This is a genomic window from Streptomyces rimosus subsp. rimosus, assembly GCF_000720725.1.
Lineage (GTDB): Bacteria > Actinomycetota > Actinomycetes > Streptomycetales > Streptomycetaceae > Streptomyces > Streptomyces rimosus_A.
Genome location: NZ_JOCQ01000017.1, coordinates 86,975 through 110,220, shown reverse-complemented (window position 1 = coordinate 110,220; position 23,246 = coordinate 86,975). Strand labels below are relative to the sequence as shown.

The following is a 23,246-nucleotide window of genomic DNA, read 5'->3' as shown; positions in this document are numbered from 1 at the left end:
GGCCTGGCCCGTGCCGCTGTGGTGCAACGCGAGGGTGTAGTCGGCGTATTGGGGGGCCGGGGCGGGCCAGGCGGGGGGCCGGCCCGCGGCTCGGGCTGTGTAGGCGGTGGCCAGGTCGCGGTGGAGCGGTGCGGCCGAGTGGCCGTCGAAGGCGACGTGGTGGATGGCGAGGAGGAGGGTGTGCTGCTTCGCGTCGTGGAGGTACAGGCGGGCGCGGAGAGGGAGGTCGCGTTGGAGGTCGAAGGGGGCGGCCAGTTCGGCGGACACCGTCGCGTCCAGGTCCGCGTCCCTGTCGAGAGTGGTGGCGTGGAAGTCGAGGGGGGCGGCGTCGGCGGGGAGGATGCGCTGTTCCGGGCCGGTTTCGCCGTAGGGGAGGACGGTGCGGAGGATTTCGTGGCGGGTGGTGAGGTCGCGGAGGGCCGCTTCCAGCGCGTCGGTGTCCAGCGGGCCGTCGAAGGTGAGGAGGAGGGCGCTGACGTAGTCGGGGCTTCCGTCGCCGAGGTAGTTGACGGTCCACAGGCGGGCTTGGGCCGGGGAGAGGGGGATGGGGCTGGGGCGGGGGACCGGCGGCGCGCTCGCCAGGAACTCGTCGGGAGCGGTGGCCGTGTCGGGTGCGGTTCGGGTGAGGCGGGACTCCAGGGCCAGGACCGTCGGAGCCTCGAAGAGGTCCCGTACGGAGACGGAGCGGTGCAGGGCGGCGCGGACTCGGCCGGTCAGCCGGATGGCGGAGAGCGAATTGCCGCCCAGGGTGAAGAAGTTGTCCGTGACGCCGACCGTTGTGTCCAGGTCCAGTACTTCGCGGAAGATCGCGGTGAGGATTTCCTGGCGGGGGGTGCGGGGCCCGGTGGGCGGTGCGGTGCGGGGCACCGGGAGAGCGGCCGGGTCGATCTTGCCGTTGGTGCCGAGGGGGAGGGAGCCGAGGGGGACGACGTCCGCGGGCACGAGGTGGCCGGGGAGGCGGGTGGCCAGCCGGGCGCGCAGGGCGACGGGGTCGAGGTGCCCGGTGTGCGTCACGTGGGCGATCAGGGCGCGGCCCGTCGCACCGGTGCCGCGGACGGTCACCACGGCGCCGGTCACCCCGGGCTCGCGGCGCAGTGCCGCCTCCACCTCGCCGGGTTCGATCCGGAAGCCGTTGATCTTGACCTGGCGGTCCCGGCGGCCCAGGAAGCGCAGCCGGCCCCCGGTGTCCCACCGGCCCAGGTCGCCGGTGCGGTACATACGGCTGCCGGGCGGCCCGTACGGGTCGGCGACGAAGCGGGCCGCGGTGCGCGCCGGCGCGCGGTGGTAGCCGTTGGCGAGGCCCGTTCCGGCCAGGTAGATCTCGCCCGGTACGCCCCTGGGCACGGGCCGCAGGGCGGAGTCGAGCAGGCGGACACGGGTTCCGGTCAGGGGGTGGCCGATGGGCAGGGACGGTTCGACCGCTGTGCTCGCTTCGGGAGCGGGGATGTCGTAACCGAGGGAGAAGGTGGTGTTCTCCACGGGGCCGTACAGGTTGGACACGTGGAGGTGGGGGGCGGCCTGGCGGGCGCGGTGGACGGCGGCCGGTGGTACGACATCGCCGCCCGTGGAGACCCGGCGCAGGCCGTGCAGCGCGCCGGGGTCCTGGTCGGTGAGGACGTCGAAGAGGCCCGCGGTCAGCCATGCCGCGGTGACGCCGCCCGCGTCGATGATCCGCCGGTAATCCCCGGGCTCCAGGTCGCCCGGCGGTGCCACCACCACCCGGCGCCCGGTGAGCAGCGGCATCCACAGTTCGTAGACGGTGGTGTCCCAGGAGTACGGGGAGTGGAAGAGCACCCGGTCGTGGTCGGGGCCCTGCCAGGCCGGGTCGCCCGCGCGCGCCAGGATGTTGCGATGGGTGACCTCGACTCCCTTGGGCTCGCCGGAGGAGCCCGAGGTGAACATGACGCAGGCGACCGAGTCCGGGAGGGGGGAGGCCCGGAGGCCGGCCGGGCTTTCCGTACGCGCGGCGTGGGCTTCCCGGGTGGCGAGGCCGTGGTCGTCGAGGACGAGGGTGGTGCCGGTGTGGTCGAGGATCCAGCGGACGCGTTCGGCGGGGAAGCTGCTGTGCAGCGGGACGCAGACGGCGCCCAGTTTGGCCAACGCCAGGAAGGCGACCGCGACTTCGGGTGAGCGGCGGAGGGCGACGCCCACCGGTGTGCCGGGGGCGACGGCTTCGCGGGCCAGGTGGCGGGCCAGCCGGTTGGCCCGGCGGTTGAGCGTGCCGTAGCCGATCTGCTCACCCTCGTACCAGAGCGCCACGCGGCCCGGGTGGGCGGCCGCCACGGCTTCGAAGGCGGAGGCCAGGGATGCGCTGTCCGGCACCGGGGCGGCACCCTCCTCGTACCGAGGCTGCCGGGCAGGGCCCCCGGTGCCCAGGCGGAGCGCGTCCGACTCCAGTGCCGGGGGCAGCAGCCGGATACGGCCCGTGGGGCGGTCGCCCTGTTCGGCCAGCGCCGCGCAGGCGGTCAGCAGCCGCTCGCGAAGGGTTTCGGCGCCGCCGCACCAGGCGAGTGCGGCGGACCGGACGGTGAGCCGGAAGGTCAGCCGGCCGTCGCGGGGGAGCACCACGAGGGCCAGGGGGTAGTGGGTACCGTCGTGTACGTCGATGGCGCCGACGCGGATTCCGGCGGCCGGAGCCGCCAACTCCTCGGAGTCCAGCGGGTAGTTTTCGAAGACCACGGCCGTGTCGAAGAGGGAGCCGGCGCCCGCCTCCTCCTCAATGGCCGCGAGTCCCAGGTGGTCGTGGTCCCACAGGCCCGCGCGGTCCTGCTGGATCTGCCGGGCGAGGCCGGACAGCGGTGTGCCGGGGCGCAGCCGTACGCGGAGCGGGACGGTGGTGAGGAGCAGCCCGACCAGGCGTTCCGCGTCCGGGAGGGTGGCCGGGCGGTCGGCGACGGTGCTGCCGAAGACGATGTCGTCCTGCCCGGTGAGGTGGGCGAGCAGCAGGGACCAGGCGGTCTGGACGACGGTGTTGAGGGTGACGCCCCACTCGGCCGCCCGTGCCGTCAGGCCTGCCGCGGTCGCGTCGGGCAGCGCGAACGTGTGGCACTGGGCGGGCTCCGCGAAGCGCTCCCCGCTGTCCCGTCCGACCCGGGTGGGCGTGCAGTCCGCGAGCGCCGCGCGCCAGGCGTTACGGGCGGCTCCCGCGTCTCGCTGGGCCAGCAGTCGCAGGTACGCGCTGTACGGGGGAGCGGGCGGGAGCGCGGTGCCCTCGTACAGGGCGAAGAGTTCCTTAAGGACGCGCGGCACCGACCAGCCGTCGAGCAGCACGTGATGGTGGGTGAAGACGAGCCGCCAGCGGTCCTCGGACAGCCGGATCAGGCTGAAGCGGAGAAGCGGCGGTACGTCCGGGGCGAACGGGCGGCGGTCCTCCCGGGCCAGTTCCGCCGCCTGTTCGGCGCGGCCGGACGCGGAGGCGTCCGTGCCGGTCAGGTCGAGTGTGCGCCATGGCACCTCGACGGTGGACGGTACGGCCAGCACGGGCTGGTGCGCGCCGTCGTCGGCCAGGAAGGCGCCGCCGAGGTGGGGGTGCCGCCGGAGCAGGGCATCGGCGGCGGTACGCAGCCGGCCGGGGACGAGGGGGCCGGTCAGGTCGAGGGTGAGCTGGACGACGTAGGGGTCGGAATGGGCGGGCGCTTCGGCGTCACCCGTCCCCTCGGTCCCGGCCGCCGTTCCCGTGTCGTACAGCGTGTGGAAGAGCAGACCCGTCTGGAGCGGGGAGAGCGGTAGCAGGTCCGCGAGTTCGCCGTAAGCGGCTTCCAGGGCGGTCAGCCGGGCGGGGGCCACGCTGACCAGCGGGAAGTCCGACGGCGCCCGCCCGACCGGCTCGGCGGGTGCGTCACGGTGCCGTACGAAGGAGGTCAGTACGGTGTGCCAGGAGTCGGCGAGCGCGCGGACCGACCCGGCGTTCAGGACGCCGTCCGGCCAGGTCCACACCGTACGCAGGCGCGGACCGTCCGGGCCCTGCTCCACGAAGATGTCGACGGAGAGCGCGTGGGCGAGCGGCAGCGCGGGGTCCGCCTCGCCGCGGAAGCTGCCCGGTTCCAGTTCCCAGTCGCCCGGCTCCTGCGTATCGAAACGGCCCAGGTAGTTGAAGGCGATCCCGGCACCGCGCAGGTCTTCCAGCCGCCCTCCGGGGCGGCGCAACAGGCCGTGGCCCGCGCCGCGGTGGGGGACGGCGCGCAGGTGCCCGGTGACGTGCCGGACGGCGCGGGCCAGCCCGGCGCCCGCCGTCCGCATCGCGTCCCAGTCCTCGACGCGGGCGTCCAGCAGCACCGGATGCAGCACGGTGAACCAGCCGACGGTCCGCGAGACGTCCGGGCCGGGTATCCGGCCATGGCCGGACGGCCCGGCCTGACCGGCCAGTTCTCCCAGGTCGATGTCGCGCCCGTGGCCCTCGATGTCCACGAGCAGCGGCCCGCCCGACGCATTGCCGGGCCACCGGTGCAGCGCCACGGACAGGGCGGCCAGCAGTACATCGCGGGTCGCCGTGCGGAAGGCGTCCGGGACGGCGGCGAGCAGCGGCGCGGTCGCGTCGGCGCCGAGCACCGTGCTGAGCGAGTCCGCGGTGGCGACGGTGTCCCGCGCCGGATCGAGCGGGCGGCTGCCGACCGGCTCGCCCGCGCGGGCGGCCAGGGCGCGCCACCACTCCGCCTCGGCCTGAAGGCGCGGCGACTCGGCTGCCGACCGCAGGGCCAGGGCCCAGGACCGCAATGGCACCTGCACCGGCGGCAGTTCGGCGCGCTCTCCGCGTACGGCCGCGGAGTGCGCCGCCGCCAGGTCGGGCAGCAGAATGCGCCAGGAAACGCCGTCCACCGCGAAGTGGTGTACGACCAGCAGCAGCCGGCCCTCGCCCGGCCCGTCCGCGTTGAGCCAGACGGCCTGGAGTGGCACGCCGGACGCCGGGTCCAGCCGCCTGCGCGCCTCGCGGCGCTGCTCGCCGATCAGCCGGTCCAGCCCGGACCGGTCGGTGATGCCCTCGCGGGCGAGGGAGACGCGGTGCAGCACGGCGTCCGCGCGTACAGCACCCGGCGGCCGGACCGTGAAGCGCCACGGCGTCTCCGTCGGTCCGTGCCACTGCATCCGCAACGCGTCGTGGTGGTCGAGCAGTTGTTGCAGTGCCGCTCGCAGCGTGCTGATCGTGGCCGTACCGGGCACCCGGCACACCACGGACTGCGCGAAGCCGTCCACCGGGCCGCCGAGCGAGGCGAGCCAGTCCATGATCGGGGTGGCGGGAAACGCGCCGAGGGCCTGGTGCCCGGCATCCTCCGGTACGGCGGCGGGGACGGCCCGGCCGGCCGCCGTGGCGAGGGCGCGCACGCTCTGGTGGGTGAAGACGTCCCTGGGGCTGATCAGCACGCCGCCGGCGCGGGCCCGGGCGACCAGCTGGACGGCGAGGATGCTGTCGCCGCCCAGCTGGAAGAAGCTGACGTCGGGGTCGATCCCGGCCCTGCCCAGGAGAGAGCGGAAGAGGTGCGCGAGCAGGTCCTCGGCGGCTGAGGCCGGAGCCGGTTCCGGTGCGGGTGCCGGGTCCGGGGCTGGTGCGGGGACCGGTACGCGTATCGCCGGTTCCTCTCCCGGCCCCGCCACCGCGACCGTCCCGTACGGCCGCTCCGGATCGTCCAGCACGCCTCGCACCAGCCGTTCCAGCGCGCGCACCATCAGCTCGGCCGTCTCCTGCCGGAAGGCGTCGGCGGCGTATTCGAGGATGCCCTCGATACGGCCGTCGGCGCACTCCGTGAATTCGAAGAGCAGCGCGAACTTGGCCATGGCCCGGTCCAGGGGGAGCGGGGTGCAGTCGAGGCCGGGCAGCCGCAGTGCGGTCCGCTGCCGCCCATGCATGGTGGTCATGGTCTGGAAGAGCGGGTGGCGCCCCAGGGCGCGGGGCGGGTTGACCGCTTCCACCACCCGGTCGAACGGCGCCTCGTGCGCGAACGCCCGGATGTCCGTCTCCCGGACGCGGTCGAGGACGGCGGCGAAGCCGGGGTCGCCCGACAGGTCGGTACGCAGGACGAGGGTCTGGGCGAAGAAGCCGACCAGGTCGTCGAGCGACGGGTCGGCGCGGCCCGCCGTGACCGTGCCCACCGCGATGTCCGTCCCCGCGCCCAGCCTGCTGAGCAGGCACGCCACGGCGGCGTGCAGCGCCATGAAGGGCGTCGCCCCGCGTGCGGCGGCGAGTCGGGCGAGGCGGGTGCCGAGTGCGGCGTCCAGGGTGAAGGTCACCGTGCTGCCGGGGTGGGCGGGCACCGTGGGCGGACGGTGGTCCGCCGGGAGGGGAAGCTCCGCCGGTGAGCCGAGCAGCGTCTCGCGCCAGTGGGCGAGTTCGGCCGAAAGGGGGCTGTCCGGATCGTCCTCGCTGCCCAGCGTGCCGCGCTGCCACAGTGTGAAGTCGGCGTACTGCAAGGGCAGGCGCGGCAGCGCCGGGGCCCGGCCGGACGACCGTGCCTCGTAGGCGGCGGCCAGATCGCGGAGCAGGGGGCGCAGCGCGTGCTCGTCGGCGGCGATGTGGTGGACGACGAGCAGCAGGACGTGGGTGTCGGGGGACAGGGCGAACAGCGTGACCCGCCAGGGGACTTCGGCCAGCAGGTCGAAGGGGGCTCGGGCGTGGCCGGACAGCGCGGCGGGCAGGCCGTCCTCGTCCGTCGGCAGGACGGTGAAAGGCGCGTCGGGGGCTTCCAGGATGTGCTGGCAGGGCTCGCCGCCGGTGTCCGGGAAGACGGTACGCAGGCTCTCGTGGCGGTTCTGCACGTCGGCGACCGCGGCCCGCAGCGCCTCGACGTCCAGCGGCCCGGAGAGCCGGGCGGCGAGCGGGATGTGGTACGTCGACTCCTGGCCGCCGAGCCGGTGCAGGAACCACAGGCTGCGCTGGGCGTACGAGGCGGGGATGCGCGCCGGGCGCGGACCGGCGGCCGGGCGGAGCGGAACGGCCGCACGCGGGCCGGTTCCCGCACCGTCGATCAGTGCCGCGATCCCGGCGACCGTGGGATGCCGGAAGAGGTCGCGCACCGAGAGCGTCGCGGGGATCTCCGCGCACAGCCGCATGACGAGCCGGTTGGCCAGCAACGAGTCGCCGCCCAGGGCGAAGAAGTTCGCGTCCGCGCCGAAGGACCGGGGCGCGGACTCCTCCGGTGCGCCGGTCACCGCCCCCAGTACCTCGCCGAACAGCCGGTGTACGGCTGTCTCCAGCTCACCCGACGGCGCCCGCCCGGAAGCCGGCTCCGTAGCAGGCCCTTCGGTGGCGAGGCGGCGCAGCGCCCGCTCGTCCAGCTTGCCGTTCACGGACAGCGGGAACGCGTCCACCACGGCGAACGCGGACGGCACCATGTGGCGGGGCAGGACCCGTGCCGCCCGCCGCGCCACGTCGTCCGGGTCCGGCGGGGCGCCGTCCGGCACCAGGTAGGCGACGAGGCGGCGGTCGCCCGGGCCGTACGCCGTGGCGAGGACGGCGGCGTCCGCGACGCCGGGCAGCTCCGCCAGCCGGGCCTCGATCTCGCCGGGCTCGATGCGGAACCCGCGGATCTTCACCTGCCGGTCGCCGCGCCCGAGGTACTCCAGGGTCCCGTCGGCCCGCCGTCGCGCCAGGTCGCCGCTGCGGTACATCCGGCTGCCGGGCGGGCCGTACGGGTCGGCGACGAACCGCTGGGCGGTCAGCCCGGGGCGGTTCAGATAGCCGAGGGCGACGCCGGGCCCGGCGACGCAGATCTCCGCCGGGACGCCCGGCGGCACCGGGCGCAGCGCGGCGTCCAGCAGGTGCACCCGCAGGTCGGGCAGCGGTCTGCCGATGCCGGTGACGGTGCCGGTGGCCGCCGCGGACTCCAGCGGCCCGTCGGTGACGTGCACGGTGGTCTCGGTGATGCCGTACATGTTGACCAGGCGGGGCGCGTCGTCCGCGTGCCGGGTGTACCAGCCGGCCAGCCGCCACGGCTCCAGCGCCTCGCCGCCGAAGACGACATGGCGCAGCCGCAGCCGGGCGCCCACCTCGGGGCGTGTCGCGTCGGCCTCGGCGAGCTGGGTGAACGCCGACGGCGTCTGGTTGAGTACGGTCACCCGCTCGGCCACCAGCAGGTCCAGGAACTCGACGGGGGAGCGGGTGATGTCCTCGGGCACCACCACCAGGCGGGCGCCGTGCGCGAGGGCGCCCCAGATCTCCCAGACCGAGAAGTCGAAGGCGTAGGAGTGGAAGAGCGTCCAGGTGTCCGTGTGGTCGAAGCCGAAGCGATCGGTGCTGTGGGTGAGCAGGCGGGCCACGTTGTGGTGGGTGACCACCACGCCCTTGGGGCGGCCGGTCGAGCCGGAGGTGTAGATGACATAGGCGGGGTCGGCGGGGCGGGGCACATGGCGGAGGCCGTCCGCGCTGCCCGCCGGGGCTTCGGCGTCCGGCCGTACCACCGGCACGCCGTATGCGCCCGGCGCACCCGAAGACCGGTCCGCGATCACCAGCGCCGGTGCCGCGTCGGTGAGTATCGCGGTCAGCCGGTCCGGCGGGGACGCGGGGTCGAGCGGGAGGTAGGCGGCACCGGTCCGCAGTACGGCGAGGAGGGCCACCACCAGGTCCGTCGAACGGGGCAGCGCCACCGCCACCAGCCGGCCGGGCCCCGCGCCCCCGGCCCGCAGGGCGCCGGCCAGTCGCTCCGCGCGGGCGTCGAGCGAGGCGTAGGACAGCCGGTCCTCCCCGCAGACCACCGCCGTCGCGCCGGGCCGGGCGGCGACCTGCCGCGCGACGAGGCCGACGAGGGTGTCGGACGCGTCCACCGGGTGAGGCGGGGTCCGCGTGCCACCGGGGCGCGCGAACGCCTCCGGCGACGCCGGGGAGCCGGTCCGCAGCGCCCCGACCCGGGTCCCGGCCGGGCATTCCCCGACCGCCCCCGCCAGCTCCAGCAACCGCCCCAGCTGCCCCTTCGCGTCGACCGGCCCGTAGCGGCTTCCGCCCGCGTCCACGTCGACGCGCAGGTCCGGTTCGCCGTTGTGGTAGACGCCGATGGTGAAGCCGTCGGTCAGGCCGGGGGAGATCTCGTGGACGGTGGCCGGGATGCCGCCGAAGTCCAGGTCGCGGTCCATCGACATCATGTTGAGCCGCGGGCCGACGATCCGCTGTTCGTCGAGGAGGGCGGAGGCGTCGCGGAGCATGTCCTCCAGGCGGTAGCGCTGGTGGCGCAGGATGTCGCGGGTTTCCGCGGCCACGGCCCGCACCAGGCTCTCGACGGACGCCGCCGGGTCGACGTGCACCCGCAGCGGCAGCACGTTGGAGACCGTGCCCAGCGTCTCCCTCCGGAGGCGGGCGTTGCGTGCCGGTACCGCCAGGCCGAGCACGATGTCGCGGTGCCCGGTGTCGGCGTGCAGCGCCAGGGCGGCCGCCGCCGAGAAGACGGACGGCCAGCGCTCGCCCCACTCCTCGGCCCGTTCCCGGACCCGCGCCCAGCGTCCGCGCTCCAGCCGTGCGCTGTACCGCAGATGCTCCGGCGCGTCCGGGGAGACCGGACCGGCGGAGAAGTGCGGCGCCTCCCCGGCGCCGGTCAGCCGCTCCGCCCAGAACGCGGCGTCGCTGCGGAAGCGGTCCGACCGGCGGTACGCACGGTCCTCGGCGACCAGGGTGTCCAGTGAGTCGAACCGGTCCCCGGGCAGCGGCTCGCCCGCGCACAGCGCCGTGTACGCGGCGGCGACGCGGCGGATGAGGACCGCCATGGACAGGCCGTCCACCACCAGGTGGTGCATCTTGATGCACCACAGGTACTCCGCCGCACCGGTCCTGATCAGGTGGTGGTCGAAGGGCGGTGCGGCGGTGAGGTCGTACGGGACGTCGTAGAGCGCAGCGATGTACTCCTGAGCGGCGGCGTCCGGGTCGGGGCGGCCGCTGAGGTCCGTCCGGTGCGGCGGGCGGCCGGCGGCGTCCGGGTCGAGGATCTGGACGATGCCCTCCGGCGTCCGCGCGAAGCGCACCAGCAGCGATTCACTGCCGGCCAGCACCGAGCGCAACGCCTGCTCGAAGCACTGCTCGTCCAGGGCGCCGTGCAGCCGCACATACTGCCCGACGTTGTAGCGCCGCCCCGTGCCGTCGAGTTCGTGGCCGAACCAGATGCCGGACTGCGCCGCGGTCAGCGGCCATCGCCGGTCCGCCGCGCCCTTCCCGCGCTCGGCCGCACGGTCCGTCCCCTCCGTCATGGCGTCCGGTTCCTCTCGTGCGTGGCGTGCGTGTCGCGCGTGCGCAGTTCGGTGGTCAGGAGGCGGCCGATCTCGGCGAGCGCCGCGGGGCTGCCCAGGTCGGGGTGGGCGAAGTCGCTGTGGTGCACCGTGACGCGGCCCTCGGTGACGTACGGGGCCCACAGGTCGGGGGTGAGCGCGGGGACCGGGTCGGGCACGTCCCGGCGGGCGGCGACGAACAGCAGGTCGCCGGCGAACTTCGCGGGGCGGAAGTCCGCGGCGAGGGCGACGTTGTTGCGGTAGACCCGCCCCATCGCGAGCAGCTGCTCGGCGCTGATGCCGGACAGCGGGTTGTCGGCGGTCCCGACGATCTCCAGGAACCGTTCAGGGGTGAGGTCGTCGGGCGTCGACCAGGCGCCGGGGCCCTCCGTACCGGCGGGCAGCCCGGCGTAGTCCAGGAGCGCGCCGTACAGCGCGCGCTCGCTGCCGAACGCGTCGGCCGGCGGCAGCCCGGGGACATCGGCCATGACGTACGCGTCGAGCAGCGCCAGCAGGCGGACCGTCTCGCCCTGTTCCTGGAGGGCCGTCGCCATGGCGTGCGCGACCATTCCGCCGTACGACCAGCCGAGCAGGTCGTACGGTCCGGTGGGAGCCACCGAACGGATCTCGGCAAGGTAGTCGGCGGCCATCTCCTCGACCGAACGCGGGAGTTGACCCTCGCCGTCCAGGCCGCGGCACTGCAACGCGTAGAGCGGGCGCTCGCTGCCCAGGTGCCGCATCAGGGCGGCGTACATCCAGCCGATCCCGCCCGCCGGGTGTACGCAGAACAGCGGCGGCGGGTCGTCGCCGGCGCGGTCGCCGCGGCCCGTGCCGTGCGGGGTGCGGACCGGGCGGAGGGGGAGCAGGACGTCGAAGGCCAGTGGCCGCGGCTCGTCCGTGCCGAGATGTTCGGCGAGCGCGGCGACGGTCGGCGCGGCGTACACCACCGAGGTGTCCACCCGCCCGGCACCCGCCGTCTCCAGCCGCCGGGCGAGCCGGGTGGCGAGCAGCGAGTGCCCGCCCAGGTCGAAGAAGTTGTCGTCGACGCCGACCGACGGCAGGCCGAGGACCTCGGCGAACACCGCGCACAGGCGGCGCTCCTGCGCGGTGCGGGGCCGGCGTCCGGTGGTCCCGGCGGAGCGTTCCGGGTCGGGCAGCGCGGCGTGGTCGGTCTTGCCGTTGGGGGTACGGGGCAGCGCGGGCAGTACGACGACGGTGGCGGGCACGGCGTACTCCGGCAGTGTGCCGCGCAGGGCGTCCAGCAGGATGCCGGGCAGCCGGGCGAGTCCGGCCGCGACGGCCGGGTCGTGCACGGCGTCCTGATCCGTGGCCGTACCCGCGAGCGCGAGATGCACATCCCGGAACCGGTCGGCATCGTCCCCGGGCACCAGCACCACATCGAACTCGCCCTCGACGGCGGACGGCGTCGCCAGCACCCGGTAGCCGAGCTCCGGGCCCAGGTCGGCCAGGTCCTCCGGGTGGACGCCCGCCCCGGCCGGGGGGCTGCCGAGCGCACCGACCCGGCTGCCGGGCGGCGCGGACAGCAGGGCGTCGCGCAACGCCGTGTCGGCGGCGAGCCGGGCGTCCGGGATGCCGGATACCCGTACGGGCATCGGGGCCGCCGCCGCGCGCAGGAGCGCCGCCAGTTCCTCCGGCGTGCGCACGTCGGAGCCCCACCGCAGAGGGACTGCATCGCCGACCGGCACCACCGGCGTACCGGCGTCCTTGTGGAGCACCACGTCGTAGCGGTACCGGGTGAGTTCGTTGTCGTGACGGCCGCGCTTGAGGCGGATGTCCGCCCCGGCCCACCCGTCCAGCGTGCCGAAGAACTCCGGTGCCACGGCCAGCTCCTCGTCGAGGAGCGTGCGCCGTCCGGCGGCGAGCAGTACGGCGGACACCGGGGCGGTCGGGGCCGCCGCGGCGCACTCCGCGGCGGTGAACAGCCGGTCGCGCAGCCGGGCGTCGCGGACGTCACCGAGGAAGAGCGCGCCGCCCGGCGCCAGCAGCTCCCGCGCGCCCTCGATGACGCGCAGCAGGTAGGCCCGCGAGGGGAAGTACTGGATCACCGAGTTGAGCACGACCACGTCGAACGCGCCGGGTTCCAGGCCGGAGACATCGTGTGCCGCCTGGTGGCGCACCTCCGTCCGGGCCGCCAGGTCCGGGCTGCGGGCGAGGTCGGCCCGCAGCCCCTCGACGGCGGGGAGCGAGAAGTCGGTGGCCACATAGCGGTCGCAGTGCGGTGCGACCCCGGACAGGATCAGGCCGTTGCCGGCGCCGATCTCCAGTACCCGGGACGGCCGCAGTTCGCGGATGCGCTCCACGGTCGCCGCCCGCCACTCCAGCATCTCCCCGGCGGGGATGGGCGAGCCGTCGTACGTGCTGTCCCAGCCCGAGAAGTCCGCCGCGAAGGGCTCGCGCCGCTCGGGCGGGGTGCCCTCGGAGCGCAGGTCCGCGTAGACGGATTCCCACTCCCGTATCAGTTCCGCCTCGATGTCCGCCTGGATGTCCCCCTCGGTGCCCGCCTCTGTGTCCGCCTCGGCAGCGGGCCCGGTGACCTCGGCCGCCACGCACCGCCGCTCCGGTACGACGTACGCCACGAGCCGGATGTCGTCCGGCGCCGCGCTCCACGGCCGTACCGCCGCACTCGCCACGGCGGGGTGGCCCGCCAGCGCCGCCTCGGTCTCGCCCGGCTCGACGCGGAATCCGCGGATCTTGATCTGCCGGTCGGTGCGGCCCAGGAACTCCAGCTGCCCGTCGGCGTTCCACCGGGCCGTGTCCCCGGTGCGGTACATCCGGCCGCCACCGGACGCGAACGGGTCGGCCACGAAGCGCTCGGCGGTCAGCGCCGCCTGCCCGAGGTAGCCCCGGGCCAGCGCGGACCCGCCGAGGTACACCTCGCCCGGGCGGCCGGGGCCGACGGGACGCAGCGCGGTGTCGAGCAGGTGGACCACCGTTCCGTCGACCGGGCGGCCGACGGGTGCCCCGGCGCCGGGCGGCAGGATTCCGGTGGTCGTCGCCGCGACCGTGGCCTCGGTCGGGCCGTAGGCGTTGACCAGGGGGTGGTGTGCCGCCCACCGCGCGGCCAGCTCGGCGGGCAGCACCTCGCCGCCGCAGCGGATCAGCGTGCCGGGGGGCAGGCTCTCGCCGGGGGTCAGGACGGCGAGGACGGAGGGCGGCACGCAGACACCGGTGATCCGTTCCCGGTGGGCCAGTTCCGTCAGCGCACGGCCCGGCCGCAGCCGGTCCTCGGGGGCCAGTACCAGGGTTGCGCCGCTGGTCAGCGTCTCGAAGTAGTCGATCAGGCCCCCGTCGAACCCTGGCGAGCCGAACTGGAGGATGCGGCTTCCCGGGCCGGCGCCGCGTGCCGGGACCGTACTGCCCAGCACCCCGGGCAGCCCGCCGTGCGGCACCACGACGCCCTTGGGGCGGCCGCTGGTTCCCGAGGTGTGGATCAGGTAGGCGGGGTGGTCCGGGAGCAGCGGGGCGGTCCGGGCGCCGTCGTCCAGCGGTCCGGCGGGCCGGGCGGCGATCGCCGCCGCCGTCCCGTCGTCGTCGAGGACCAGCGTCCCGACGCCGTCGAGCGGGGCCGCCGCGGCGTGCTCCCGGCCGGTGATCACAAGGGTTGGGCGCGCGCCGTCCAGTATCAGGCGCAGCCGCTCGTCGGGGTGGTCCGGATCGAGGGGTACGACGGCGGCGCCCGCCTTGAGCACCGCCAGCAGGGCCACGGCCAGTTCGGGCGACCGCGGCAGCAGCAGTCCGACGTAGCTCTCGGGACCGGCGCCGCGGGCGGCCAGCTCCCGTGCGGTGCGGTTCGCGCGGGCGTGCAGGTCGGCGTAGCTCAACTCGGTGCCGGGACCGCCCGTCCCGCCTGCCCACCGTACGGCCGGAGCGTCCGGCGTACGGGCGGCCTGCGCGTCCAGCAGCGCGGTGACGGTCGTCCGGGGCGCGGTGGAAGCCGCGCCCCGGTGGGCGGCCACCGTGGCGTGCTCGTCCGCGTCGAGCAGATCGAGGGCGGCGAGCGGGGTGTCCGGGGCCGTGACGACGGTGGTGAGCAGCCGCAGCAGCCGGGCCAGCATGCGGTCGACGGCCTCGCGGGTGAAGACGTCCGGCCGGTAGAGGAAGTGGAACTCCAGGCGGCCGTCCCGCGGGATCGCCATCAGCGACAGCGGGTAGTGCCCGGCGGTCTCGCTCGTGGCCCCGGTGATCTCGATTCCGGGCAGGGCCGCGCGCTGATCACCGGCGACCGGGAAGTTCTCGTACACGAGGGCGGTGTCGAACAGCTCGTCGGCGCCGACCGCGCGCTGGATGTCGGTGAGGCCCACGTGGTGGTGGGCCAGCAGCCGCGACTGCTCCTGCTGGACGCGCCTCAGCAGGGCGCCCAGCGTCTCGCCCGGCACCGTCCGCACGCGTACCGGCAGGGCGTTGATGAGGAAGCCGACCATCGACTCGACGCCGGGCACGTCGGGCGACCGCCCGGAGACGATCGTCCCGAAGAGCACGTCCGGGCGCCCGGTCCACTCCGCGAGCAGCAGGCCCCAGCAGCACTGGAGCAGCGTGTTGACGGTGACGCCGTGCCGGCCGGCGAACTCCGTCACCGTATCGGTCCGCTCCCGCGTCAGGGTGTGCGCGAGGCGGGTGGGCCACATCGACGTACGGTGCAGCCCCGACGGGGCCAGCAGCGTCGGCCGCGGCACCCCGTCGCCGGCGCCCAGCGCCTCGCACCACGTACGCAGCGAGGCCTGCCGGTCCTGGCGGTGCAGCCAGTCCAGGTAGTCGCGGTAGGGGGTGGGGGCGGGGACGTCTTCCGGCGCGCGGTAGAGGGCGAACAGCTCCGGCAGGAACAGCTGGTTGGACCAGCCGTCGAGCAGGATGTGGTGGGCGGTCACGAGCAGCCGGTAGCGGTCCGTGCCCAGCCGCAGCAGGGCGAAGCGGATCAGCGGCGGGTCGGCCGGGTCGAAGCGGGTGCGCCGCCCGGTCCCGGCGATCCGGTCGGCCTCGGCCCGCTGCCGCTCCCCGTCCAGCCCGGAGAGGTCCACCTCCGTGAAGTCCGCGCCACGCTCGGGGACGACCTGGACGGCGCGGCCGGACGGCAGCTGCACGAAGCCGGACCGCAGGTTGGGGTGACGGTGGCACAGCAGGTCGCAGGCCCGGCGCAGGGCGGGGACATCGAGGGCACCGGTCATGTCCAGCGTCATCTGCATGACATAGGCGTCCTCGCCGTCCCGGTCGTACCGGCCGTGGAAGAGCAGCCCTTCCTGGAGCGGGGTGAGCGGCAGGACTTCGGAGAGGGTGGGGTGGTGCCGCGCCAGCCAGTCGCGCTCGCCCGCGTCGAGAGGGAGCAGCGGCTCGCGCGGCGGCGGGCTCGGGACCCGCGCTTCGGGTGCCGCTACGGATACGGAGGTGTGCCGCGCCTCGGGCGCGTACGGAACCGCGACTCCGGCCAGCCCCGCCGGGGTCTTGTGCTCGAAGACGTCCTCGGGCTGGATCACCCACCCCGCCTCGCGCGCCCGCCGGACGAGTTTGATCGACCGGATGCTGTCGCCGCCGACCGCGAAGAAGCTGTCGTGCGCGCCGACTTCGGCGCGGTCCAGCACCTGGGCGAAGACCTGCCGCAGGGCGTCCTCGGCGGAGGCCGCGGTCTCGGGGCCGTCGGCGCCGGCGGTGGCGGGCAGCGCGGCAGCCCGTGCCTGGAGGGCCGGCCGGTCGGTCTTGCCGTTCGGGTTGAGCGGCAGCGCGTCGACGAAGACGATCGCGGCCGGGACCAGCGGCGCGGGCAGGCCGGCGGCCAGCCGTTCGCGGACCGCCGCCGGGCCGGGCCGGTGCCCCTCGGCCGCGACCGCGAACGCGGTCAGCCGCCGGTCGCCCTCGCCGTCGTCGGTCGCCACCACCGCGGCGGCGGCCACCTCGGGCAGCGCCGTCAGCAGGGCCTCGATCTCGCCCGGTTCGACGCGGTGGCCGTGCACCTTGACCTGGTGGTCGGCGCGGCCGATGAATTCCAGCTGTCCGTCGGCGTTCCACCGGGCCAGGTCGCCCGTACGGTACATCCGGCCGCCCGGCGGCCCGAAGGGGTCCGCGAGGAACCGCTCGGCGGTCAGCCCCGGCCGTCCCGCGTAGCCGCGCGCCAGGTAGTCGCCGGCCAGGTAGAGCTCGCCGGTGTGCCCCACCGGCACCGGCCGCAGCGCCGCGTCCAGCACATGGCAGCGGACATTGGTGACGGGCGTGCCGATGGGCGGCGGCGTGGGGTCGTCCGGCCGCTGGGGCGGGCAGCGCCAGGACGTGGCGTAGACGGTGACCTCGGTCGGCCCGTAGATGTTGTGGACCGTCGCCCCGGGGGAGCGCCGCAGCACCTCGCGGACCAGCTCGGCGGGGAGCGGCTCGCCGCAGAAGACGTAGTGGTCGGCGCGTTCGCGCACCCACTCCGCGGCGATCACCTTCCGGTAGACCGACGGCACGGTGTTGATCAGGCTGCCGGACCAGTCCGGGACGGTGAGCAGGGACAGCAGGTTGCCGACCAGCTCCACGCTGCCGCCGGTCATCAGCGGGACGAGGATCTCGAAGACCGACATGTCGAAGCTGAGCGAGGTCGCGCCGAGCACCCGCGTGAAGGCCTCGGCCCCCAGCGCGCCGGTCGACCAGCGGGCGAAGTTGTGCACGGCGCGGTGGGTGACGACCACGCCCTTGGGCTGTCCGGTCGAGCCGGACGTGTAGATGACGTAGGCGGCGTTGCCGGGCCGTACGGAGAAGGCCGGCAGCGGACCACCGGGGCCGGGGGCGTCGAGGAGTACGGCGGGCGGGGCGCCGTCGGGCAGGTGTGGCGCCTGCTCCGTGCTGGTCAGGACGGCCCGGGGCCGTGCGTCGTCGAGCAGGAAGGCGATCCGGCCCGCCGGGTACGCGGGGTCGACGGGCAGGTACGCCGCACCGGCCAGCAGCACGCCCAGCACGGCGGTGACCATGTCCGGCGTACGGGGCAGCAGGACGGCCACCAGGTCCTCGGGTCCGATGCCCTGCTGCCGGAGCCGGACGGCGAGCCGGGTGGCGCGCTCGTTCAGCTCGGCGTAGGTGAGCGTGCCGTCCCGGCCGCGGACCGCCACCGCGTCGGGAGTACGGCGGACGACCGCCGCGAAATCCGCGGTCACCGTCGATTCCGGTACAGCTTGCGCGGAGTCGTTGAACTCCACCTGCACACGGCGAAGTTCGTTCGGTGTGGCGAGGTCGAAACGGCCCACCGGGACATCCGGCGCGGCCACCAGCTCCGCCAGCAGCCGGGGCAGCCGGTCCCCGGCCCCGCGGTCGTCCGGCGCCGCGCCCTCCCGTACCTCCAGGTGCCAGTCCCCGTCGGGCGTCTCCCGGGCCCGTACCGACAGACCTTCGCCGGGCGCGCCCCAGGTGCGGACGACGGTGCCCGAGCTCCCGCCGGCCGGTTCGAAGGCGGCGACCGCGCCGTAACCGGCCGGTGCGCTCCACGACAGGTCGGCGTCGGCGAGGAACCGGTGCCGCCGGGCGCGGCGCAGGGCGGCACCGGCCCGCTTGGCGACCTGCGCGAAGGTCAGGTCCGGGGTGACGGCGATCCGTACCGGGACCAGGGTCGCGCCGCCGGGGCCCGCGGGCGTCGTCCAGTGGCCGAGCACCAGGTCGCGGGAGCCCGTACGGCGGTGGGCGTGGACCGCCAGCGCGGCCAGCAGCACGGCCGCCGGGCCGCCGCCGCTGCGCCGCGCGGCCCGCGCGAGGACGGCGGGGGCGGCGCCGAGCGGTACGAAGTGACCGGCGCTGGCCGCGACCGGGGCCGGTGCGCCGTGCGGGGCGGGTAGCAGCGCAGGTACCGGGCCGGGCACGTCCGTCAGCAGCTCGCGCCAGTACCGGTGGTCGGCCGCGCGGCCGGGCGAACGCCGGTACGCGTCTTCCTCGGCGAGCCGGTCGGCAGGCCCGGCCAGGGGAAGCGGCAGCGCCTCTCCGGCGGCTGTCGCGGCGCAGTGCTGGCCCACCCGCGCGGCGAATGCGGCCATGCCCGCCTCATCGAGAACCAGCCGGTGGAAGCGCTGGAACCAGCCGAGCCGGCCGCCGGGCAGCAGGAAGAGGGCCACCCGGTAGGCCGGGCCGGTGAACGGGTCGAGCGGGCGGGCGAGTTCGGTGTCGGTCCATGCCGCGACCGCGGAGCCCCCGGCATCCGGGCCGGTACGGACATCGACCTCCACGACGCCGGGTGCCACATCCGGGTCCGGGTCCGGGCCCGGGGTCGTCGGAAAGGACTGCACCGTCCCGTCCGTCCCCCGCCGGAACACCACCCGCAGGGCCGCGCACTCGTCCACGGCGCGGCGCAGGGCTTCGCGCAGTACCTCCGGCCGTACTGTCTCCGCGACATCGAGGTACTGCGCCAGGCAGTCGGCCGCCCGGTCCCGGCCGTCCAGCAGGACGGCGTGCTGGGCCGCGCTCAGCGGCAGCGGAACAGAAGTGGTCATCGGGTCCTCGCTCCGGTGGCCGGGCTGGCCGGGATGTCGGATGGTGCGGTACCGGTGGCCGGGTCCTCGTCCAGACAGTCGGGCGCCACGTCGTGGACCGGCAGGTCCGGCGCGGCCAGCAGGCCGGTGAGCAGCCGTCGGAGGCCGGCGGCCAGCCCCGCGGCGGTGGCGGCGTCGAACAGCTCGGGCGCGAAGGCCAGCGTCAGGACGGCGCCGGTGTTGGTGCTGGTGCCGGTGCTGCTGTCGTCGGTGCGCCAAGAGAGCGCCAGTTCGGCCGCGTCGTCCTCGGAACGGGTGTTGCCGCCGGGCGGTTGGAGGCCGTCGCAGCGCACCCGTAGCCCCGGACCGCCACCGGGTGCCGCCGACAACGCCTCTCCGACCCTGGCCATCAGTGAGGGGAAGTCCGGCTCATCGCCGAGGTCGACCGTCAGCGGGCCGGCGGGCGTCCCCACCGACACCTCGTCTTGTCCGCACACCCAGGCCAGCAGGACGGTCCAGCCGGTGATCAGCGTGAGGTGCAGGGGGTCGTCGTGCGGAGGCGCGCCGTCGAGCCCGCAGCGCGACGCGAACGCGGCCAGCCGGTCCGTCAGCTCCAGGCCAAGTGGTTCCTCGACCGTGGCGCTCGGCACGGACGGCGGGCCGTCCGGCCGGCGCGGCCGGTCCGTGGGCACCAGCAGTTCGCCGGCAGGCGCCGGTACGGCCTCCAGGGCCGCCCCCGCCGCCCCCAGCAGCGTGGACAGGCGGCACCCGCCCGCCCCCGGCGCCGCCAGCCGGCGCAGCAGCGCCATGTACTCCTCGACCAGCCCGGCCGCCGTCCCGGCGGTGAACAGCTGGGTGCTGAACTCCAGGCAGGCGTCCATCGCCGCGTCGCCCGCGCGGTCCGAGGTGACCAGCGTCAGATCGAACTTCGCGGTGCCCTCCGGCATCCCGCCGAAGCGGTTGACGGGGGAGCTGTCCACGTCGAAGTACCCGACCGAGGCGCCGTCCATCTGCTGGATCGGCGGGAGGTCCTGGTGCACGTAGAACACGTCGAACAGCGGGGCGCGGCCGAGGTCGCGCTCCCCGCCCAGCGCGTGCACCACCCGGTCGAACGGGATCTCCTGGTGCTCCATGGCCTCCGCGACGACGGTCCGTACCCCGTGCAGCACCTCGCGCAGCTCCGGGTCGCCCGACAGGTCGGCGCGCAGGGCGACCGTGCTGTTGAAGAAGCCGATCAGGTCCCGGAGTTCGCCGCGGTTGCGCCCCGTGGTCGGGGTACCGACGATCAGGTCGCGCTGTCCGCTGCGGTGGGCCAGCAGCAGGTACAGGGCGGTCAGCAGCACCACGAACAGGGTGACCGACTCGCGGGCCGCCAGATCCCGCAACGCCCTCATGTCCGCGGCGGGTACGGAGAACGTGTGCAGCGCGCCCGCGAAGTCCTTGCGTGCCGGGCGCGGATGATCGGTCGGCAGCTCCAGGAGCGGCGCGTCGTCCAACGCCCGCTTCCAGTAGTCCAGTTCGCCGTCGAGCGCGGCCGACCGCAGCAGGTCGCGCTGCCAGCGGGCGTAGTCGCGGTACTGGACGGGCAGCGGCGCGAGGCGATGTGCCCGGCCCTCCCGGTATGCCGCGTACAGCTCCGGCAGCTCACGCGCGAAGACCGCCGGAGAGCCGCCGTCGTTGACGGCGTGGTGCATGGTCACCTGGATGACGTGCTCCTCCGGGGCCAGCCGGACGACCAGCACCCGCACCAGCGGGTCCGCGGCCAGGTCGAAGCGGTGCTCCGCCGCCTCGCGCACCAGCTCACGGGCCGCCGCGGCCGGGTCGGGCGCCGTCTGCACGTCGGCGTACCGGAAGAAGTTCCCGAGCTCCGGGCGTATCCGGAGCGCGGGTTCCCCGTCCACCTCCGCGAAGTTGGACCGCAGCACTTCGTGGCGGGCGGCCAGGCCCTCCCACATGCCGCGCACCGCGGCCACGTCGACCGGGCCGCGGACGTGGCTGACCATCGGCAGGTTGTAGAGCGTGGTGTCCTTGTCGAGCTGGTGGTGGAACCACATCCGTTCCTGGCCGAAGGACATCACCAGGTCGGGCTGGGGCACCACCGGGGGCAGCGGGGCGGCGGGCGGCTGCGCTGTTCCGGCGGCCGTACCGGTGAGCAGGCCGGCGAATCCGGCGACCGTGGGGTGCTCGTACACGTCCAGCAGCTTCGGCCGGAACCCGTAGCGCGCCTCGACCCGTTCGACGAGCTGGAGCGCGATGATCGAATTGCCGCCGAGCGCGAAGTAGTCGGCGCCGTCGGTGATTTCGCCTTCGGTGCCGAGCAGTTCGGCGAACACGGTACGGAGCCAGGCCGACGCGTCGCCGGGCGGGGCGGCGGGTTCGGCGTGCTCCGGGGCGCATGGTGCCGGAGGAGCCGCGAGGGGCGCCTCCGGGGCCGGCGGCGGGCCCACCCAGCACCGGGTCGGGGTCATCGGGTGCCCCGGCAGCCGCAGGCGGCGCGGGGCCCGTCCGGCCGCCCCGTCCGCCTGCGCGGAGAGCGCGTTCACCGCGGACCAGTCGAGGCCCAGCCCGCGTTCGTACAGTCCGCCGAGGATGCCGGGAAGACCGCTGTCCGCGTCGGCCGTCAGCACCTCGGCGCCTTCCCGCCCGGACAGGTGCGGGGTGAGCAGGGCGCCGAGTTCGCCGTCGGGGGCGGGCTCCACGAAGACCACCGCGCCGTCCGCCGACAGCCGGTCCGCCACCGCGCGCAGCTTTCCGGCATCGACCGCCGGTACGGCAGTACCGGCGTCCGGCGGCAGTTGCTCCGGCCCGGTCAGCTCGCCGCGCAACTGCCGTGCCAGGTAGTGCGACGCGCCGCCACTGAGGACGGCGTCGATCCGTACCCCGCAGCGGATCAGCGCACGGTGCATCGCCAACTGACCTGCGAGGTAGCCGTGGTCGGTCGCCAGAGGCTCCAGCGCGGCGGGCAGTGGTACGGGCTCCACTCCCGCGGGCCGGGCCCCGGGCGACAGCAGCAGTACGACCTTGGGCGCCGCGGGGCCGGCGACGCCTGCGGCCCGATTCCCGGCGTACGGCGTCGCCGCCTGCCGCTCCGCCCGTTCGGCGAGCCGCCGGGCCAGCTCCTCGGAGGTGCGGGCCGGTACGGCGATGCGGTGCTCGTAATGGTTGCGTCCGCTGTTGAGGGTGAGGGCCACATCGGCCAGCCGCGGACGGCCGTCGTGCAGAGCCCCAGCCGTACGTTCGCACAGCGTGGCCAGCGCGTCCCGGCTCCGGGCGGACACCGCGACCAGCGTGGGCGCGCCACGACCGTCCGGCACCGGCTCCCGCTCGTCCCCCTCCGGCGGCTGCTGCACCACACAGTGGGCGTTGACGCCGACGAGGCTGAACGAGCTGACCCCGGCGAGCCGGTCCCGTCCCTGGTCCGGCCACGGGCGCGTCCCGGTGACGACCTCCAGGTCGGCGGCTTCCAGGTCGACGCCGCCGGTGGCGCGGGTGAAGTGCAGCGACGGGTACAGCTCGCCGTACCGGACGCTGAGCACCGCCTTGACCAGGCCCGCGATACCGGCGGCGTGGTCGAGGTGACCGATGTTCGTCTTCACCGAGCCGATCGGGAGGCGCGGGAGCCGTGCGGTGGCGCCGTCACCCCCGCCCGCGCCCCGGGAGGCGAACGCGGCGGCCAGCCCCTCCAGTTCCACCGCGTCGCCGAGCCGGGTCCCCGAGCCGTGCGCCTCCAGGTAACCGGCGTCGGCGGGGTCGGCACCGGCCGAGCGCCAGGCCCGCGCGATCACCCGCGCCTGGGCCGCCGCGCTCGGCGTGCTGAGGGTGGCGGCGGCCCGCCCGTTGTGCAGTACGGCACTGCCCCGGAGCACCGCGTGCACGGGGGCACCGTCCGCGCGGGCCCGTCCCAGCGTGGTCAGCAGCAGCACCGCTCCGCCTTCGCCGGACACCGTGCCGTCCGCGTCGGCGTCGAAGGCCCGGCAGCGCCCGGTGGGGGACACCAGCTCGTCCAGCCCCGCGGCTTCCCGCGCGGGCAGCGCGCCGCAGCGGACGCTGACGCCGCCCGCGACGGCGTACTCGGCGTCCCCGGCGGCCAGTTCACGGCTCGCGTGGTGGACGGCGATCAGCGAGCTGTTGCAGCCGGTGTCGATCGCGTAGCAGGGACCGGACAGGCCCAGGACGTGGGCGATGCGCGCGGGCAGCCCGAAGGAGACGTTGCCCAGCGAGCTGAGCGCCCCGGGTTCGGCGGCGGGCGCGCCGTAACTGGAGACGGCGGAGCCGAGGACGACCGCCACCGCGTGATCCCGCAGGCCCGCCGTCGCGTATCCGGCGTCCTCCAGTGCCTCCTGCGCGAGCACCAGGGCGAGGCGCTGCTGCGGGTCCATCAGGGACGCCTCACGGCGCGAGATACCGAAGAAGGCGTGGTCGAAGCCGGTGATATCGGCGAGGTGGCCCATGGGCAGGTAGCCGGCAGCGGGGTCCAGGCCGGTCGCCGCCGCGCGGGCGGGGGGCAGCGGTCCCACGGAGTCCCGTCCCGCGCGGAGGTTGGCGCGGAACTGCGCCAGGCCGTCCGCGTCGGGCAGGCGCAGACCGATGCCGACCACGGCGATGTCGTCGTCTTGAGCCGGGCGGCTCGTCATG

The 23,246-nt window shown here is 75.3% G+C and carries 3 protein-coding genes; all 3 read right to left on the bottom strand.

From position 1 onward, the window contains the following. On the bottom strand, positions 1-10,158 hold a 10,158-nt coding region (locus IH45_RS01000000143485), incomplete at its 3' end, for a non-ribosomal peptide synthetase (RefSeq protein ID WP_050514752.1). After that, entirely contained in the window at positions 10,155-18,632 is an 8,478-nt protein-coding gene (locus tag IH45_RS01000000143480; protein WP_050514751.1) for a non-ribosomal peptide synthetase, read from the bottom strand. The genes IH45_RS01000000143485 and IH45_RS01000000143480, both read right to left, overlap by 4 nt. Continuing rightward, the gene (locus IH45_RS0111885) at positions 18,629-23,245 is read right to left on the bottom strand and encodes a condensation domain-containing protein (protein WP_030665778.1); all 4,617 of its coding nucleotides are present in this window, start codon (positions 23,243-23,245) and stop codon (positions 18,629-18,631) included. Before IH45_RS0111885 ends, IH45_RS01000000143480 begins: the two co-directional genes overlap by 4 nt. Position 23,246: the final 1 nt, after the last annotated feature.

What these genes read in the sequence shown, in the direction of transcription:
- IH45_RS01000000143480 (WP_050514751.1), bottom strand. Translation starts at nt 18,632, where the DNA reads ATGACCACTTCTGTTCCGCTGCCGCTGAGCGCGGCCCAGCACGCCGTC.
- IH45_RS0111885 (WP_030665778.1), bottom strand. Translation starts at nt 23,245, where the DNA reads ATGACGAGCCGCCCGGCTCAAGACGACGACATCGCCGTGGTCGGCATC.